We start from the raw sequence: 18,237 nt of genomic DNA on the forward strand, positions 1-18,237 counted from the left end.
AATGTCAGTATAGTTCGTCCAGGGACATGTTCAGGTACTTATTGATGGATCGGAAGGTACTCAACCAGGATAACAAGGCCCCGAGTAGAATCAGGCTACCGAAAAGAAGTGCCAGCAATTCGGTGTCGTACAACAACTGAAATCCTTCAATGAAATTTCTACCATAGGCGAGCAGTGAGAAAATGATAACAGAGGCAATGACCCCTGCAAGGGTACCAAAAAAGAACGAACGCCATAGAAAAGGGCGCCGTATGAAGCCTTTGGTCGCACCTACCAACTGCATGCTTCGGATCAGGAACCGCTGCGAAAACAACGCCAATTTTATCGTATTGCTGACCAGAATCATTACCGTAAACAGCAATATAAAAATCATTGTACCCAAAACCAGGCTGACCTTCAATAAATTCTCGTTGATGGCTGTGACCATGTCTTGCATATAGGTCACTTCAAACACCCCCGGTAGCTGTTCCAATTCGTCTACCATCGAAGCGATTGATTCCTCGGTCTGGAATTCCTCATTGATCGAAAAAGTGAAGGAATCCCTTAGCGGATTTTCGTCGAGAAATTCCGTAAAATCTTCGCCTATCTCTTCCATAAAAAGCTTTGCTGCCTCCTCTCTGGAGGTAAAAAGCAAGGCGGAGCCTGCCTCTTTTTTTACTACATAAGGCTTTTCTTCCACTTGCTCAAGCAATCGGTTAACCTCCGACTCGTTTAGGTTTTTAGATAGGAATACCTGAACTTCGATGTTTTCGCGTATCAGACGTGTCAGCATTTTTGCCTGGATCAATACCACACCAAAAATTCCTATCATTAACAAGGAGAGTGTGATGCTGAAAAGCACGCTTACAAACTTATAACTTCCCAGTCTGGTTTTTTTCCGTTGTTTTTCGCTCATTGGCCTTGGGTATTCGAATCAAAATTAATCAGGGATATTAACTTAACCAACCTTATTTTTTAATTTGATTGGAATCACTGCATCGGAAGTAGTAACCACGATGCAAGCTGCATCCTCTTGAGGAATTTTCATCAAACCGGTAAACCTCCCAAACGCAGGTAGGACCAGGCAATTTTTTCGGTAAAAAAAGCAGGGCAAGGTGATGCGTTGCCGGCTTTTTCCACGAATCACCACCCCGGGATGCAGGTGCCCGCATACATTGAGATAGCCCATTGGAATTCGGGAAAGGGGTTCGTGGCTCAGCAGTAGCTTCCCCAATGTCAGCGTTTCTTCGTGAATGCGAAACCGACTGTTTTCGTATACCCGTTGGGGCAAAATATCGTGGTTCCCTTTAACCAGATGAAAGGATACCGTTTCGTTGGATTCGATGAATTGCAACAACTGCTCCCAGGATTGATTGTGTTCGCTGTGAAATAAATCGCCTAAAAACAGAAATCGTGCCGGCCCGTAGGTATCAATCAACTGCTGCATACGGATAAAGTCTTGGCCATGAACCGTTTCCGGGATGGGGATTCCGGATTTACGAAAATGGCCGGCTTTTCCAAAATGGGTGTCCGCCACCAAAAGGCTCTTCTCTTCTTCCAGCCAAAGGGCTTTTTCCTTTAAAAAAAACAAAGGCGTATCCTGCCAATGCCAAACATATTTTTCTTTTGTCGTACTCGTCAAGGGAATGTCATATAAGGACTCAAAGGTACGGTGAATACAGAGGAAAGAAAACTGTACGGGCACAACATCAACATTTTTTACCACTTCCAGGCGGGTTTCCCTGGACGGGTATCCCCGAATGAAATCGAGTTTTGGTATAAAAGTTGCGCGCACCCCGGAAACCGATCACCAATACCTACCGGTTTTACAGGCTATACGAGAGAAAATTAATTCGTCTATCGCATGAAACATGTCTCAATTACCTGGTTGTTTACGTTGCTTTGGTGCATTCCAATGGCGAATTCCCAGGAACTCGAACTCAGTGGAGGAATTGCGCACAAACAACTCTTTGGTGCCCAGCGACGGAACCATGAGCCGGTTTTTGGGGTCGAGCTGAGCGCCGCAAGGCTGGAGCAGCCCCCTTTTTCTGCCGATAGGATCGCATGGGGAGCCAATTTGGGAATCTTTCGCAGGAACTCCGACAGTGAAGCGGGCCCAGGTCAATTTCAACAACTTGTCAGAAACAACGGCCACCTTTCGGTACGACGTGTATTGCAGCGATGTACTCACTTTTTATTACGGAGCGTCCGCGGGGTTCTCCTTTGCCTCCCTTCAATCCAATCAGCAAATGCTGGCCTCGCTACATACTCGCACGCAGCTGTATACCCGTGGTATGCTTTCTCCCAATGCTGGCTTGACCGTTGAATTCAATAAGTATTTGGCACTTTATTACCGATTTCAGTACGATCTGGGCAGGTATTTCGGTGCGCAGCCAACTTGGGAGACGACCGCTCCCAAATGGAATCACGGTATTGCTCATGGTCTGGGTGCACGGATGCGGTTTTGGTAGAGATGGGCTAATCGATTTGCTTTTGAGTTTGCAGGTAGGCCATCAGGTTAATCACTTCCTGATTGGTTAGGGGCTCAAACAAACCCGGTGGCATCAGCGAAACATCGGTAACCTCTTTGTTTTGAATCGCCGATTTATTGATCAGAACCGAACCCTGGCCCGCCACTTTGAGTGTCAGTTGCCGGGCCGTTTCCCCCACCACATTGCCGGTGTAGGTACGGCCATCTACGGTAGTGATGACCACCAGGCGATAGGCGTCCTGAATTTCCGCACTGGGTTCCAACACATTTAACAGGATATAATCGGGGTCTTGCCGATTGGATCCCGTCAGATCGGGACCGATGTCCGCCCCTTCCCCGAACAGTTTGTGACAGCTACTACAAGATTGCGTAAACACTCGTTTGCCTTCCCGCAGATTTGCGGAGGACAGGGCTTCCCTGGTAAACAGGTCTCGGTAGTAGGCGTAGGCTGCTTTGTCGCTGGGAACGTGCTCTATCGGCCCCCAGACCTCGACAAATCCGCTGCCAATAACCCGGTGCAATTGCCTGGCCAGCGTAACCGGGATTTCCTTCCTGGCGATGTTTCCTGCTTTTATTTCGTCCAATAATTGGTTTCCGTAGAGAGAACGAGAGGACAGGCTTTGCAGGATGGCTACCTTTTCTTCCGCGGTAGCTGTCGGGTAGGCTTTTAGTAGCGCTGCTCCGAGATCTGCTTTGGAAAATGCAGCCACGGCGCGTATGGCTTCCAAGCGCAGGGAATTTTCGTTCAACAGGGAGGGCAAGAGTGGCAGCAGTTCCGCCTTTTGCTGTGCGGCGAGCCGTTGAAGAGCGCTGATTCTCTCCGGTTCGGAAACTGCAGGGTCTTTGAGCCGGTTTAGCGCCTCCTGGGTGGCTACTGCGTCTCCAAATAGCGCACTGACCTCCGCCACGAGTCGGCTAGTTTCGCCCGATCCCTTGAGTTTTTCGACGATTTCCTGCCAGCGTTGCGGAGGGGAAAGATCGGTTCTGCCCTCCATTCCCTGCAACATACCCGCCAGGAGTTCCGTCTTATTTTGTTCCGCCAGCTCAATCCGCGTCACCAATTCATCCAGGTAATCCCCATCTACGGCCCTTCGGGCCATGAATCGGGTAAGTAGTGGTGATGCAGATTCTTCGGCCATGGCCAGGAACCGATCAGGGTTTTTATCAATCAGGTATTCTGTCCCGAACCAGATCATTTTCGGTAGGTTATGATCCTCTCGGTCTTCTTCCCGACGCATCAATGCAGCCGAAAGGTCCCATTTCCAGTCCTCCGGGATACGCTGCAATGCAGCGGCAAGATACAATCGGACGGTTGCAGAAGGGTCTTCCCTGGCCAATTGGATGAAGCGGTTTTTTGCCGCTTGGGGAGGATTTTGATCCTCGCAAAGTAATTGGACCGCCCATGCCCGCACGTAAGGATCGGCGTCATCCAGCAGCGCCATGCGTTCATGCTCCTGCCATCCGTCCACTTGATGCAAGGCCCAAAGGGCCCTCAGTCTGTAATTGCCATTCTCGTGGTGGTGAAAAATCGTTTTCAGCAGGGACACCGTATTTTGTTGTAGTTTCTGCTGTACGGCTCGTTTGTGCAGGATTCCCCGCGCCCTTCTGGAATGCCAATCGCTCTTACTGGTTTGTAGCTGTACCAAGGCAGCATCTGAAAGGGAATTTAAATCGCCGTACCGCCCTTCCCAGTCTTCTGCATTCGTTTGGTCGGGCATGATTCGAAATACGCGACCGGTTTCGCTGTGCAACACTTCCTGTCCGCAAATATCGGCATCGTGCCAATCCAATACATACACACCACCGTCGGGACCGATTTCCATGCTAAAACCCACCCATTGGGCATTGTTTGCCAATAAAAAATCGTCCGCATGTTTGCCCGTAAATCCCGATCCGTTTGGAACGAGCTCGTCCGTGAGTACGGCATGTTCATGGATATTGGCCATAAATACCCTTCCCCATTCTTCCTCTGGAAAGGCATCGGACTGATAAATCCTCGCCCCCCCATGGGCCGATCGGTGGCTATGATCGGTGATGGTTTTGATATCCTCGTAGACATAGGGGTTGAAATGCTTTCCCCCTTGCCGGTGATAAATCCCTCCCTGCACCACGTGCCAAAGGTGGGGAATCACACAGGCGGTCATGATCCACTGACCTTTTGGATCGTAGTCAATGCCCCAGGGATTGCTGAACCCATGCGCCACCACCTCAAACTTCTGCTTGACGGGATGATATCGCCAGACACCGCCGTTGATAGCTACACCCGGTGCGTCCAGCAAGTTTTTCGGAAAGGGATCTTTGTGGTAATACAGTTTGTTTTTTTCTTTTTCGGAGGGTTTTCGGATTTTAGAGGGAGTGGCAAATCCCTGCAGCCCATACAGCCAGCCATCGGGACCCCAATGCAGGCTGTTTAAGGTTTCGTGCCGGTCCCGGATACCCCAACCGGTCAGCAGGACTTCGATGGAATCCTTATCTGCGCGGTCGTCCTGATCCCGGTCTGGGATAAACAATAAATTAGGCGGCGCACCGACAAATACCCCGTCGAACCCTACGGCCAGTGCTGCCGGAAAGGCCAGCCCCTCCATAAAAACCTTTTTAAGGTCGGCTTTTCCATCCCCATCCGTATCTTCCAAAATCAATATCCGGCTATCGCCGGCCTCTGAGAAACCGTGTCCTCGGGATTCGTAATCCCTGTTTTCTGCCGCCCAAAGGCGGCCTTTGTCGTCCCAACAAAAAGCCATGGGTTGAGTTATCATGGGCTCGGAGGCAAATACGTCGACACGATAGCCCTCTTTTACGGTCATCTCTTCCACAGCTTCTTCGGGTGAAAGAAACTTAGCTTTTTTCCCTTCTTCCTGAGCAATTCGCCAAAGGGCAGTAGTATTGTACATGCCTGTATTGCCCACATATTCTCCCCAGGCCTCTGTTAAGGCCAGGTCATCAAATTCATCGGTATAAAACAACAGTCGGTGTTTCAGTATCAGCGTTTCCCCGGCAGGAAGGCTCCAGTCTGCATCGCGGGTGTAAGCCGGACCTACTCCGAATTGCCCATCGACGCGCCATTTTTGCGGGTATCCTTTATTGTCCGGATGATCAAATAGTGCCACATTTGCCGGATCTTCACGTCCTTCTACCTGCATCCCGATGTTTAACCACATAGAGGGTTGCCCCTCAGCAAGCTCGTTTTTCTGCCGCGCGGTATTGACTACTTCGGCTTCCATTCCTTTCCGCCAGGGCATCCGAAGAAATAGTCCTCCGTAGTCGTATTTACCAATGGTAACTGCCTCCTCTGCGCGCCCCTGCCATTCCAGATCCAAAAAATACCTTTCGTTTTCCAGCTGCAAAGACCAGTTTTGGGTTTCGGTAAGGATGGCGTTTCCAAGACTGTCAAGCAATTCGTATACGGTCTGCCACTTAACTATTTTCCCCTCTTCCTGGAGGACATTCGCTGCGACTTTCTTCCAATGACTTTCCTCCGGGTGATGAAAGAAATCCCGCTCGTTTATCCTCGTAAACCCCCAATACAGGCCCGTTTGGTGCCTGTGGTGCCCGGGACTATATTCGGTTAAAATTCCATTTCCATCTGGAGAATGGATCGGGTGAATGTAGGGTCTAAATCCCTCTTGCGCTTCCTGAACCAATAAGGGCGTGTCCGGGAAGTCCTTTCTTAGTACCCGCAGCCGATCGCTTGCATCATCGCGAACGATTAGAAGCGTAACAGGGCCTTCCGTAACCTGATGTTTTTCTACGCCCTTTCCTCCTCCACAGCCCCACAGGACTAGCGGGAAAACAAGGATCAAAAGCTTTTTCATGAGCTGCGGGAGTTAGGGTTAATTTCGGGGATGAATTACTCCGTATTGCCTTTTTATGCGCTTGAATCGATCCATCATCGAGGCCTGTATGGAATCGTATTCGGGGTGGTTGTAAACGTTATTCATCTCCATGGGGTCGTTTTCCAGGTCGTACATCTCCCACTCGTCCAATTCGTAAAAGTGAATGAGCTTGTAACGTTCGCCGGTTATCCCTTCGTGTTTGTTTACACTGTGCACCGCTGGAAATTCGTAGTAGTGATAATAGAGGTAATCCCGCCAACTCTCGGGTGTTTTGCCCCGCATCAGTGGAAGAAGGCTCCTCCCTTGCATGCGGTCAGGAGCCTTGACTCCTGCTACATCCAAAAAGGTTTGGGCAAAGTCGAGGTTAGAGACCAGATCGCTGTTTACGGAGGCTTCGGGAATCTCTCCCGGCCACTGCATCAGTAATGGAGTGCGGAAGGATTCTTCGTACATGAAACGTTTGTCAAACCAGCCATGCTCTCCCAGGTAAAAACCCTGGTCTGAGGTGTATACGACCAGCGTATTTTCTTCCAGACCATTTGCTTTGAGGTAATCCAACACCCGGCCCACATTGTCATCGACGGAACGTATGGTGGCCAGGTAATCCCGCATGTACCGTTGGTATTTCCAACGAACCAGCTCTTCGCCTTTTAATTCTTTCTCTTGGAATTCTGCAATGATGGGATCATAGACGGCATCCCAGGCTGCTCGTTGCGTATCGTTCATGCGCCCGTAGGTGCGGTTATAGCTGCCCTTATTTATGTTTTCTTCGGTCCATATCTTTAAATCGGAGTCCAACTGCATGGTCTCTCGTATGGTCATGTCCTGCTCTTTGGCAGCGGTTCCCCGGTTGTTGTAATCGTCAAACAGGTTGGGTGGCTCGGGGAATTCCACGTCCTCGTAAAGGTTCAGGTGATCCGGTCCTTTCTCCCATTCCCGGTGGGGAGCTTTGTGCTGAAGCATAAGCATAAATGGCTTTCCGCTACCCTTATTGGCTTCCAGCCAGGCGAGGGATTTATCCGTAATCAAGTCGGATACATACCCTTCAACCGCACCTGTATCGGTCTCGGAAATAAAATCTGGATTATAATAGTGGCCTTGTCCCGGCAGAATTTCCCAATGATCAAAACCAGTAGGCTTTGACCGAAGGTGCCATTTCCCAATGAGTGCCGTGGTATATCCATTTTCTCGGAGGAGTTTCGGAAAGGTAATTTGTTCGCCATCAAATATGTCGCCGTTGGTCCGGTGACCGTTTACATGACTGTGAGCTCCGGTCAAAACGGTGGCTCTGGAGGGAGCACAAATGGAATTTGTGACATAAGCCCGATCGAACCGCATGCCATTTTTTGCAATCCGGTCGATATTCGGCGTGGGGGCAAAACCAGCGAGTTGGTGTTCGTAGGCACTAATGGCTTGAAACGCATGGTCATCGGAAAATATGAATACTATATTCGGTGGCTGCGGTTCCGATGCGCTGCCGGTACCTTTTTCAGCGCAGGAAAAGGAAAAAAGAGCAGCGAAAAATAAGGGAAGTAAGCGACTAAAGGAGGATAAATGGATCGGTTTCATTATTCGGTTGAATCAGAGTAATAGGGTTTCGTTTGGATTTAGTGCCCAATAATTGACGGCCAAACAAGATAGATATATTTCTTTTGACAATGAAATTTGACGGAAGCAAATGGGGCAGGTGTATGACAAAATGAATGGTGTTTTTTGACATCCAGACCCTTACCTGTGCCAGGTGTCCTGGTGCAGTGGGGAGATTTGCCACCGATTTTGCCGCGGCTTTCCTGTAATTCTTTCTAATTTCAGTTAATTTGCCGATTATCCATACGTTCGTAAAGCGCATTTCTTTATGATTCTTAAGAAATTTTCTTCAATCCTCATTTTATTTCTCATTGTTTGGGCAACTGAAGTTAAGGGCAGGCAGAATTCCGTAGCCGCCCTTAGCAGGAAGGCGGGTCTGGTTGCACTTTGGGATTTTCGAGAACCAGCCGGCCTGCCCCGAATGGCCACAGGAAAAGGGGACTTCCCGTTAACGGAGCAGCATGGGCCCATTCCTCGGGTTGACGAAGGCCCCCTCTCCGGTTTTTCGGCAAGGTTAGGCAACCGATCTTTTTTTTCTCTTGCACACGATCGTACCGAAGCGCTGAATATTCATGGCAAGATGCAGGGGGTTACAGTGATGGCCTGGGTGAAGTGGTACGGCAAAACCGGTTTTGTGGGAGGTATGTGGAATGAATATACCGACGGAGGAAAACGGCAGTACGGATTGTTTGTCGATTTGCCTCACTACAATGGGGCCAACCAGGTCTGCGGCCACGTTTCTGCCACCGGCGGCCCCACGCCACCCTTTCCCTACAGTTGCGATTACTCAGCCAGTAAGCAGGAGCTCACCCAAGGTGAGTGGCACTTTATCGCCTTTACCTACGATGGACTGTTCATCAAATCTTATCTGGACGGGGAATTTCAGGAAAGACCTCCGGAGCCCATTAACCACACGAAGGGATTCCCGGGTGTACCCCAGGGGCTGGTTCACTCCAAGAACCCGTATTATTTTCCGGATGGCCTGGGAGACAATGGGTCGGATTTTACGGTTGGAGCAGTGGTATTACAAGGAGGCATGGGAAATTTCTTCAATGGACTCATTGGAGGCTTGGCCGTATTCGATCGGGAAGTAGCGGGGGCGGAGATGCGGGAAATTTACCAGATGACCATGCAGCCGCACTGACCAAGCTAGTTGGGGGAGCTTACGATTCGGTTATTCAACCACCCTCAGTCCTCAATGCGCGCCTGTATCGGGTTCAGTAGATCGTTGTTTATGCGGTCAATAACGGCTTTGTCAGGTGGTCCCTGATGTAGGTAATACCGAAAGTGGCTGGTAAAGGTTTCTCCGGGTGCAATGGTAAATTCTCCGTCGACCATGGGAGCATAGACCCAATAAGGCATCGTAGGGTGCACCCGAATCGCCTGCGGATAGCGGAAATTTGAAGGAAATCCAAAGACCGTAGCACCTGCTGTTTTCCCGTCTACCTCGCCAAATGCAGTCACCCAGGATGCGTGGGTATGGTTGGCGGATTCCCCTGTAAAGCCTTCCGAGGTTTCGATGTTCCATGTATTTGTATAATGCATCGAATCCACCGAATTCCACTCCCGGCTACCCCGAAACCCCATCCCGCCATAGTGGTAGTCCAAAATAAATAAGGTGTCGCTACTGGTGTTTTTCTGCTCGGAATACAAGTCGAAAAGGAAATAATCCGATAGGGGATATACCTGTACCTTCCAGGTTTCCTCCAGTACTTCTCCATGTTTCAGGCTGATGTGACGCAGTAGGCTTTCAAATACTGCAGCGTTTACTCCTTCTTCCTGGTGTAGCAGGTCGACATGTTCCACGGTTCCTGTTTCCTGGTGTTGGTTCCAGAAATCTACCTTTTCCCCTTTGAACCGGGTATTGACCCAAGCGTTGAAAACTGCGTGCTGATGGGTGTGACCAACAGGAAATGCATCGGTCAGCACCTGCCCCTCTGGGCTGTAAAGAGGGTGAATCATGCCGCTTCTTTTGTAGTAATCCGGTAGTGCTTCTGGGGGAAAGGCGGTGGATGTCTGATAAAAAAGGACGGGCTTTCCCGCTACAGAGAGTTCGACGCCTTCGTCAGTTTGGGAAATCGTGACCCTGCTTTCCACAGTACCTGGCGTCTGGCGCAACCCAAAATCACCAACCGTGCCTGCGGGCATTTCGTCAATCAGTACCAATAGGTGCCCTGAGGATAAAATCTGAGCAGGATAAGACTTACCGGTTTGCTCATTGATCAGTTCGTAGTCGCTACCAGCAGGCAAATCCCTATCCAGCGGAATTAGCAGGGGGCTATTTTTTCGATCCAGGTCTCCCGCGTCCAGGGAAATGCTCATGATTGGCGAAGAGGAGCAGGCAATTTGGGAGAGAAGTAAAAGAGCGAGATAGAGGTAATTGGTTCCCATACATTTGGAGTTTGACAGATGAAAGCAAACGAAAGATCGGAAGGCACTAGTAAAAATCCAATTTACCACTGAACTATTTTACCGCACAGCCGGTGCACCACCGTTTTTGCGGGTAATATTTTTCAAATTGCTTATTTATTCGCCATATTGGATTTTGGTTTATTTAGTTCATCCCCCCCCTTACCGTCCCATGAAGGAAAAAATCAAGCTACTCGTCCTTTGCTTTTGTTTGCTTGCCAGTAGTACGCGTGGCCAATTCGCCCCGATGGATTCGGTTCCCCTGGATCCGCGGGTGCGCGTCGGGCAATTGGACAATGGTCTTCGATACTACATTCAATCCAACCCAAAGCCAGCAAACAAACTGGAGCTGCGTTTGGCTATCAAAGCGGGTTCCATGCAAGAACGGGAGGACCAACTTGGTCTGGCCCATTTCGTCGAACACATGGCGTTCAATGGATCGGAGAATTTCGAGAAAAATGAACTCATCAGTTACCTGCAATCCATCGGCGTGGCTTTTGGAAGCGACCTGAATGCCTACACCAGTTTTGACGAAACGGTGTATATACTACCCATTCCCACCGAAGAGGAAGTCAATGTACAGAATGGTTTTCAAGTACTTCGCGATTGGGCGGGAGGCCTTTTGTTGCAATCCGAGGACATCGATGCGGAACGCGGTATCGTGGTAGAGGAGTGGCGAACCGGGCAAGGTGTGGACCAGCGATTGAGAGATGCCTATTTGCCGGTATTGCTCTACAATAGCCGCTATGCCGACCGATTACCGATCGGGGACATGGACATTATCCGGGGTGCCAGTGAAGAGGTGATTCGGGATTTTTATCGGGACTGGTACCGGCCGGAATTGATGGGAATTGTAGCGGTGGGCGACTTGGCACCCGAAAAGGTGGAAGCCTTGATCAGGGAGTATTTCTCCGATCTTACCAATCCCGCTGAGGCCCCGGAACGGGACTATTACGAGGTGCCCGAACACGAAGCGAATTTTGTAAAGATACTAACGGATGAGGAAGCGCCTGGAATTCAGGTGCAGTTGTACTACAAACACCCGCCCGCTTCCTCCGGTACCTACGCCGCCTACAAAGACCGCGTATTACGTACCATGATCGGTGGGATGCTAACCCAACGGCTGGATGAAATCAGGCAAACCCCCGATGCTCCCTTTATCTTTGCAGGTGCCCGGTATGGAAAGCTGGTAAAAAGCCTGGAGTTTTTTACCACTTCGGGTGTGGTGGGGCCAGGAAAGGCCAGCGAGGGTCTGCGCTCGTTTCTGGAAGAAAATCGGCGGGCCATGCAGCATGGCTTTACTGAAAGCGAATTGGAGCGGGTAAAACGCTCCCTTCTCAATAGTGCTGAAAGGTCGTTTAATGAACGGGACAAGGCGGAATCCCGATCCCTGGTAGGCAAGTACGTTTCCCATTTCTTGAATCAAACCTTCGCCGATGACCCGGCTCATCGCTACGACTTTTACCGTGAAATGATTCCTTCCATTACTTTGGAGGAAGTCAATGAGATGATAGGCGAACTGATCCGCGAGACCAACACCGTCGTAATTGTGACAGCCCCTGAAAAAGACAAGGAATCCCTGCCGACAGAATCGGAGTTGCTACAGGTGTTGGACGAATCCAAAAATTGGGAAACAAGCCCTTACCAGGAAAAGGAATTGCGAGACAACTTACTACGTAGTCTGCCGGATCCGGGCGAGGTTATCAAACGGTCCTTCGTGGATGGGGTGGATATTACGACCCTATTACTTGACAATGGACTCAAGGTTCACTTCAAACCCACTGATTTTAAAAATGACGAGATCTTGTTTACGGGTTCCAGCAAAGGTGGTACCTCGCTATATCCCGATCGGGACCACTACCATGCCAGCTATGCAGGTACAGCCGTAAATGTTATGGGCGTGGGAGACTTCAGTCCCTCTGACCTGAGAAAAGTGCTGGCTGGAAAAAATGTGCAGGTAACACCCAATATAGGTACCTATTCGGAAACCATATCTGGGAGCACTTCTCCCCGGGATTTGGAATTGGCTTTACAACTGATTCATTTGTACTTTTCATCGCCAAGGATGGACAAGGGCCTTTGGGAGGTCTTTCTACAAAACCAGAAAAACCAATTGGAAAGCGCACAGGTCAATCCGGATTTTCAATTCAACAAACGGGTGAACGAAATAATCAGCAACGGGAACCCACGAGGAATGGGTGTTTTCAGTCCGGGACAGCTGGATAGTATACAGGTAGACCGCAGTTTGGAAATTTTTGAAGAACGGTTTTCCAATGCTGCAGATTTTGAGTTTTTGTTTACCGGAAATATGGACCTGGAGGAAGTAATTCCCATGGTTGAACGATATCTTGGAGGCATTCCCGGAGAACCCGGTACGGAAAAGGAGGAGTTTCGGGATCTGGGGATCACCGCTCCTCAAGACCAAACGGAGTTAATAAAAGTGGGCGTGGATGAAAAAAGTCAGGTAATTATGTATTTCAATGGAGAAGCTGCCTACGATCTGGAGAAATCTCAACAACTCTCCTATCTGGGCGAAATCCTGACCATCAAATTAATAGAGACCCTGCGCGAAGAAATTGGTGGTGTTTATGGTGTAAGTGCGAGGGGAAGTTTAGGTAGGGTGCCGCGTGAGCGGTTCAGCTTTGTGATCAATTTTCCATGCGGGCCTGAGGCAGTTCCGGAGTTGACGCAAGCAGTATGGAAGGAAATCGAGAAAATCCAAGAAAACGGTCCAGAACCCGCTGATTTGGAGAAAGTGCGGGAAACCAAGCGGATATCTTTGGAAGAAAACTTGCGCCGAAATGGTTTCTGGCATGGTCAAATCAGTGCGGCGATTACCGGGGACATGCCCCTTGACACGGTTTTGGGTGCCTCCGATAGAGTAGTAGGGGTCACAGGTGCTGAGGTTCAGGCGCTAGCCAGAGAACTTCTTAAATCGGAATACTTACTAACAATCATCCGGTATCCTGCCGATTTTCAACAGGAAGCGGCCGGGCTTTAGTGCACAATTTCCGCCCAAACCAATAGTACTAATAGTAGGTGATCAAATGACAAATACGATGCGTATCCGATTGTTATCCTTTGTTTTGGTTTTGTTTTCATTCCTGGCGATGAAACCGCTCGCTGCGCAGGTTACCGATGAGCCGCTCGAGAAAAAACTTTTTGTCAGCGGTACGGGGGGATACCATACCTATCGAATTCCATCGTTATTGGTAGCCAAAGATGGCTCGTTGCTGCTCTTTGTCGAAGGGAGAAAAACCGGAAGTGGCGATACGGGTGACATTGACTTGTTGCTCAGGCGTTCGGAAGACGGGGGGCATAGCTGGTCTGAGCCAATCGTAGTTTGGGACGATGGGGAGAATGTGTGCGGCAATCCCAGCCCGGTTTTGGACGAAGAAGCAGGAGAAATCCACCTGCTCCTCACATGGAATGGAGGCTACGATACCGAAGGGGATATTATTCGTAAGAAAAGCCGGGATACGCGTAGGGTATTTGTTATGAAGTCCTCTGATCATGGAAAAACCTGGTCCGAACCAAAAGACATTACCCAAAGTACCAAAAACCCGGAATGGGGATGGTATGCCACAGGTCCGGGGATCGGTATTCAAATCAAACATGGACCGTATAAAGGCCGTTTGGTGATCCCCTCTGATCATAGTTACGATGATCCGGCCGGCCAGGTAAGGGGCGGTCCCTTTGAATACGGATCGCATGTAATTTACAGTGATGATCGGGGTACGACCTGGAAACTAGGGGGTATCATTCGACCCAAGATGAACGAGTGCCAGGTAGTGGAAATCGCGGATAGACAAGGAGACCTCCTGATGAACATGCGCTCCTACTTTGGAAAGAACAGGCGGGCGCTATCCGTAAGCCAGGATGGCGGAAGCTCCTGGTCCGACCCCGTCGAGGCGGTATCTTTGATAGAGCCCGTTTGTCAGGCAGCGTTGATCCGCTACTCCTGGCCGGAAGATCCAACCGGAGATCTGGTCTTATTCTCAAATCCTGCCAGTACAAAAAGGGAAAATATGACGGTGAAATTGAGCAAAGATAGCGGGAAGACCTGGGTAGCCTCTAAGGTTCTTCACGCGGGCCCCTCAGCCTATTCGGCCCTTGCGGTATTGCCCAATGGGGAGATTCTCTGCGCCTATGAAAAAGGAGTGCAGCATCCCTACGAGGAAATCAGCCTGGCACGCCTTCGCCTGAGTGATCTTGAATAAGCCGCCCGGAACTAACACCCAATGATTCCTTTAATTTTTCGATAAATAGCTGTGTTTCTGAAAAATTGAAACTCCGCTCGCGTTTCTCATCCTGATCGCAAAGTATCGCGCCACCAGGAAAAGGTCGGTTTCGCCTGGGGCTGCAAACCGGGCTACAAAATGAATTGCCGGCAGCGTATGGCTTTTCGACCGATTCAGCCATTCTGTGAGAACGATTAGTTCAGGGGGTCCTAATTCCGCGAAACACGTTAGGTGAATGAAATTTGGCGTACAGCAAAACGATCATCTCCGTCATTACTGGTTTCTTTTCCGATACAAGCCGCATGGAACAGGGGTAAGCAGGGTACGCTATTCGGATCGTGTGAGAAAACGGAAACCGGATTTCGAGCGGAAGCGAAGATGCACGTGGAATTGGAGAGGGCAGGCTAAAACTCGTATCGTTTCGCCTGCCGGACAAGTCAAAAGGGAACGAGTAGCGAATGCCGGTGGGAAAAGCAAATGAGCCATTGTTCAGAACGAATGTGTACGTTACAGGCCCGATAGAACCTGTTAATCCATGAATAATTGTTCAACGAATACGGCACGGGGAATGGATATACTTTTTCCGGTGGGCTCGGGGATACCCCTGTCTTTCGGGATAGTAAAGATGACCACATTATCGGATTCCATATTGGCTACAAAAAGCAAAGCGCCTTTTTCGTCTACTTTAAAATTTCGTGGGTGCGTTCCGCCAGTAGGCACGTGCCCCTGTAGATCCAGCAGTCCGGTGTTTTGGTCCACTCGATAAACAGCGAGGTTATCCTGACCGCGGTTGCTTGCGTACAACCAGTTGCCGTCCACCGATAAATGTATATCGGCCGCGGCGTTGTAGTCCGAATGCAATGCAGGGGAAAGCATGTCTATACGGGATAGCAAGGAAAGATCCCCATTTTTTGAGTCCACCGCATAAATGCCCACGGTGTTACTCAATTCTTCCACCGAATAGGCATAGGGCAGAACGGGATGGAGGACAAAATGTCTGGGTCCGGAACCTGCTTTAACCGGGAACACTTCCGGATCGTTTTCCAGGCTCCCTTTCTCAGTGTTTACCTGGTATTTCAATAGCTGATCTATGCCCAAATCCGATGCATAGACCCAGTTTCCATCCAACGAAGGAATCATGGAATGCATGTGGGGTCTGGTTTGATTGGGGTGGATGCTACTGCCTTCGTGCTGAACAAAGGAAACCGCCTCACTGACCAGCCCGGAATCGAGCACCTTGAATGAGGATAAATTACCTCCCTGGTAATGGGAAACAAATACCACGTTGCCGCTGGGGTCCACACTGATGTGACAGGGACTGGCTCCGGCCGACGAAACCCAATTCAGTAAGGAAAGGCGGCCGGTGCCTTCTTCGATGGCATAGGCGGCAACCGTACCGTTGGGGTCTTCGGCGTTCTTGCCCTCGCGATAGGCCGCGTAAAGGAATTTTCCCGAAGGGTGAAGCGCCAGAAAGGTAGGATTCTTTTTGTCGTGCACGGTTTGCAGAACCCGGGCAGAAAAGGTGGAGCGGTCAAATTCGAGCACGTAGATTCCTTTGCTCTCGTTTTGACTGTAGGTGCCGATGTAGAGTATTTCCCTGGAGGTTTGAGCCATGGTTTTTTTGGAAAAAGGTGCAGCAAGCAGAATAAGTAGCAGCAGGATGGGAATGCCGCAACGGGAGCCGATTGTGGCTGACAGCAATGGGTACGTCTTCATTCTATGAATATACGGCAAATTTGGAAGAAAGTGGGACCTGTCTTAAACAAAGCGATACCAATTCATTTACCTGAGGGTATTCCCACCGATAATCTCCACGATTTTAGTAAAAATTTCGGTGTTTTCATACACTCCCCGGAAATGCTGGGCATGGGGCCCGTAGGCAAATACCGGGACCATCAGTCCGGTATGGTCTTCCGTAGAAAACTCCAGTTCAACCGTGTGGCTCGCCGTATTCCCCTGAGGAAGGGTGATTCCACCGGTTTCGTGGTCAGCGGTAATCAATACGAGGGTATGCCCATCTGCATCGGCAAAGCGAAGTGCTTCTGCGATGGCCCGATCAAAATCAATCCCTTCTTCTATCACCGTTGCCACCTCATTGGCATGTCCTCCGGAATCGATGAACGCACTTTCAATTACCAATAGAAAGGGTTGGTTTTTTGTCTGTAAAAAATTGATGCCTGCTTTGGTGGCTTCGGAAAGAAAGTGTTGCCTTCCCTGACTTACCTTGGGGAGGCCTTGGTACGCTGCAAAGTAACCCACCTTGCTACCCTCGTGGTCCTCCAGTTCGGAAAGGGAGTTGGCGAGAAAAAAGCCAGCGTTTCTTAGTTGGTCGATTCCTTTGGATTCTTCGTCCAAAAAGGTCTGTTTACCTCCTCCTATAAAGAGGGATAAGGGGCTATTTGCTAAATCCGCAGCGATTTCCCGGGTCCAATCCCTTTCGGGTTGATGGGCAAAAAAGGAAGCCGGCGTGGCTCCGGTTACCTCGTCGGTGGTGATGATTCCTGAATGAAAACCGAATTCGGCAAGGTATTCAGGGAGATTGGTGGCCGGGCTCCCATCCGGAAGCATGCCGATACTTCTGTTTTTTGCTTTTTTACCAGAGGCAAGGGCGGTGCCAGCGGCAGCCGAATCCGTGGTAAAATCATCGGCTGACTGGGTTTTGATCAAGCCCATGTTTTTCAACTGGGTAAGGGTCAAATTATTCCCATTGGCATACATGGCGGCAGAGATTTGGGCCAGACCATTTCCATCGCCGATAAGTAAAATTACGTTTTTGACTTCTCGTTCCGTGCCGTCCGATGCAAACGTGGGGCGATAAATCTCATGGGGATTGGGCCGGGTGTACAAGCGGGAGGAGAGGCTCGATAGGTAGCTTTGGGCTGCTACGGGGTGATCCGTGTTGATGTAATCTACACCAAGCTCGTACAGGGCCTTCCAGGCGGTTTTGCTATCGGGGCTGGCCCAGAAACGAAACGGTTTACCGTAGCGGTGGGCGACAGCGATGGCTTGTTCTACACGCTCCCGGTCGGCATCAACCAACCTGCCTTTTCCGTTCCACGCGGAAAAATTGCGAAAACTTAGGCTAAACAACGCAATTTTCTCCAAAGGAAGCTCCAGCGTATCCTGTACGCTTTGGTAGTCAAAATAGATGGGAAAAGGAAACTGTTCATACTCTTCTTTTTTCGGACGGTTGCCGGAGATCACCAGTTTCACAAAGGGATGTTCGGGGTCATCCCAGAGTTCTTCGTACCCGCGTATACTTTTCAAAAGCGTTGCCATGGTAGCATAGGCTTCCGTTTTAAAATCGATCAGGAGAATAAAGGGCTGCATGCTGCCGATCCGGAGTCGTTTTGCCCGAAGCATCGGTTCCAGATACAGGCTTTGCAAGGTATGTCCTCTCCGAATACTCTCTTCTTCGTGCGCAACAAACAACGTGTCGTTCCGTAAGATCACATCGGCTTCAATAGAAGCCGCACCGCGCGCATAGGCCTCCCAAAAAGGGACTTCCTGCAGGTAGTCATTGTGGCTGTGGATGGCAACATCCTGCGCCGGTACCGGAAATGTGAGGCTTCCAAGGACTATCACAAGCAGGATTACTTGGAAAAAGTGTATCGTGTATTGTCGTTTCATGGGTTGATATTTTTACAAAGGTAGCGCAATCGAAAGAACTAGGGTGGAAGTACAGGAGTAAGATAGT

11 protein-coding genes are annotated in these 18,237 nt (G+C 49.9%); 4 read left to right on the plus strand and 7 right to left on the minus strand.

The window, feature by feature from the left end; genetic code table 11:
- Positions 1 to 4: 4 nt before the first annotated feature.
- The gene (locus tag ABWH99_RS11830) at positions 5 to 895 is read right to left on the minus strand and encodes a cell division protein FtsX (protein WP_375586483.1); all 891 of its coding nucleotides are present in this window, start codon (positions 893 to 895) and stop codon (positions 5 to 7) included.
- A 42-nt stretch (positions 896 to 937) separates the two neighbouring features.
- The gene (gene pdeM, locus ABWH99_RS11835) at positions 938 to 1,621 is read right to left on the minus strand and encodes a ligase-associated DNA damage response endonuclease PdeM (RefSeq protein WP_375586484.1); all 684 of its coding nucleotides are present in this window, start codon (positions 1,619 to 1,621) and stop codon (positions 938 to 940) included.
- Positions 1,622 to 2,114: 493 nt separating this feature from the next.
- Here pdeM and ABWH99_RS11840 point away from each other — a divergent pair, with 493 nt between their 5' ends.
- Positions 2,115 to 2,450, plus strand: a complete 336-nt coding sequence (locus ABWH99_RS11840; RefSeq protein ID WP_375586485.1) for a hypothetical protein — start codon at positions 2,115 to 2,117, stop codon at positions 2,448 to 2,450.
- Between the two features lie 7 nt (positions 2,451 to 2,457).
- On the opposite strand, the gene ABWH99_RS11845 is transcribed toward ABWH99_RS11840, so the two are convergent.
- Positions 2,458 to 6,282, minus strand: coding sequence for a PVC-type heme-binding CxxCH protein (locus tag ABWH99_RS11845; protein ID WP_375586486.1), 3,825 nt, complete (start codon positions 6,280 to 6,282; stop codon positions 2,458 to 2,460).
- Between the two features lie 18 nt (positions 6,283 to 6,300).
- On the minus strand, positions 6,301 to 7,872 hold the full coding sequence (locus ABWH99_RS11850; RefSeq protein WP_375586487.1) for a sulfatase: 1,572 nt from the start codon (positions 7,870 to 7,872) through the stop codon (positions 6,301 to 6,303).
- Positions 7,873 to 8,158: 286 nt separating this feature from the next.
- On the opposite strand from ABWH99_RS11850, the gene ABWH99_RS11855 reads away from it, so the two are divergent.
- The gene (locus ABWH99_RS11855; protein ID WP_375586488.1) at positions 8,159 to 9,034 is read left to right on the plus strand and encodes a LamG-like jellyroll fold domain-containing protein; all 876 of its coding nucleotides are present in this window, start codon (positions 8,159 to 8,161) and stop codon (positions 9,032 to 9,034) included.
- Positions 9,035 to 9,078: 44 nt separating this feature from the next.
- Here ABWH99_RS11855 and ABWH99_RS11860 read toward each other — a convergent pair whose 3' ends face one another.
- Positions 9,079 to 10,281 (minus strand): PmoA family protein, encoded by a 1,203-nt coding sequence (locus tag ABWH99_RS11860; protein WP_375586489.1) that lies wholly within the window; start codon positions 10,279 to 10,281, stop codon positions 9,079 to 9,081.
- 190 nt (positions 10,282 to 10,471) lie between these two features.
- On the opposite strand from ABWH99_RS11860, the gene ABWH99_RS11865 reads away from it, so the two are divergent.
- Positions 10,472 to 13,300, plus strand: coding sequence for a M16 family metallopeptidase (locus ABWH99_RS11865; protein ID WP_375586490.1), 2,829 nt, complete (start codon positions 10,472 to 10,474; stop codon positions 13,298 to 13,300).
- A 58-nt stretch (positions 13,301 to 13,358) separates the two neighbouring features.
- The gene (locus ABWH99_RS11870; RefSeq protein WP_375586491.1) at positions 13,359 to 14,519 is read left to right on the plus strand and encodes an exo-alpha-sialidase; all 1,161 of its coding nucleotides are present in this window, start codon (positions 13,359 to 13,361) and stop codon (positions 14,517 to 14,519) included.
- Positions 14,520 to 15,068: 549 nt separating this feature from the next.
- On the opposite strand, the gene ABWH99_RS11875 is transcribed toward ABWH99_RS11870, so the two are convergent.
- The gene (locus ABWH99_RS11875) at positions 15,069 to 16,256 is read right to left on the minus strand and encodes a lactonase family protein (RefSeq protein WP_375586492.1); all 1,188 of its coding nucleotides are present in this window, start codon (positions 16,254 to 16,256) and stop codon (positions 15,069 to 15,071) included.
- 66 nt (positions 16,257 to 16,322) lie between these two features.
- Positions 16,323 to 18,170 carry an alkaline phosphatase gene (locus ABWH99_RS11880; protein ID WP_375586493.1) on the minus strand — a complete coding sequence of 616 codons (1,848 nt, stop codon included), beginning with the start codon at positions 18,168 to 18,170 and terminating at the stop codon, positions 16,323 to 16,325.
- Between the last annotated feature and the right edge of the window lie 67 nt (positions 18,171 to 18,237).

The organism is Cyclobacterium xiamenense (assembly GCF_042140265.1).
In the GTDB taxonomy this organism is placed as follows: domain Bacteria; phylum Bacteroidota; class Bacteroidia; order Cytophagales; family Cyclobacteriaceae; genus Cyclobacterium; species Cyclobacterium xiamenense_A.

What these genes read in the sequence shown, in the direction of transcription:
- ABWH99_RS11845 (WP_375586486.1), bottom strand. Translation starts at nt 6,282, where the DNA reads ATGAAAAAGCTTTTGATCCTTGTTTTCCCGCTAGTCCTGTGGGGCTGT.
- ABWH99_RS11865 (WP_375586490.1), top strand. Translation starts at nt 10,472, where the DNA reads ATGAAGGAAAAAATCAAGCTACTCGTCCTTTGCTTTTGTTTGCTTGCC.
- ABWH99_RS11855 (WP_375586488.1), top strand. Translation starts at nt 8,159, where the DNA reads ATGATTCTTAAGAAATTTTCTTCAATCCTCATTTTATTTCTCATTGTT.
- ABWH99_RS11880 (WP_375586493.1), bottom strand. Translation starts at nt 18,170, where the DNA reads ATGAAACGACAATACACGATACACTTTTTCCAAGTAATCCTGCTTGTG.
- ABWH99_RS11860 (WP_375586489.1), bottom strand. Translation starts at nt 10,281, where the DNA reads ATGGGAACCAATTACCTCTATCTCGCTCTTTTACTTCTCTCCCAAATT.
- ABWH99_RS11870 (WP_375586491.1), top strand. Translation starts at nt 13,359, where the DNA reads ATGCGTATCCGATTGTTATCCTTTGTTTTGGTTTTGTTTTCATTCCTG.
- ABWH99_RS11875 (WP_375586492.1), bottom strand. Translation starts at nt 16,256, where the DNA reads ATGAAGACGTACCCATTGCTGTCAGCCACAATCGGCTCCCGTTGCGGC.
- ABWH99_RS11850 (WP_375586487.1), bottom strand. Translation starts at nt 7,872, where the DNA reads ATGAAACCGATCCATTTATCCTCCTTTAGTCGCTTACTTCCCTTATTT.
- ABWH99_RS11830 (WP_375586483.1), bottom strand. Translation starts at nt 895, where the DNA reads ATGAGCGAAAAACAACGGAAAAAAACCAGACTGGGAAGTTATAAGTTT.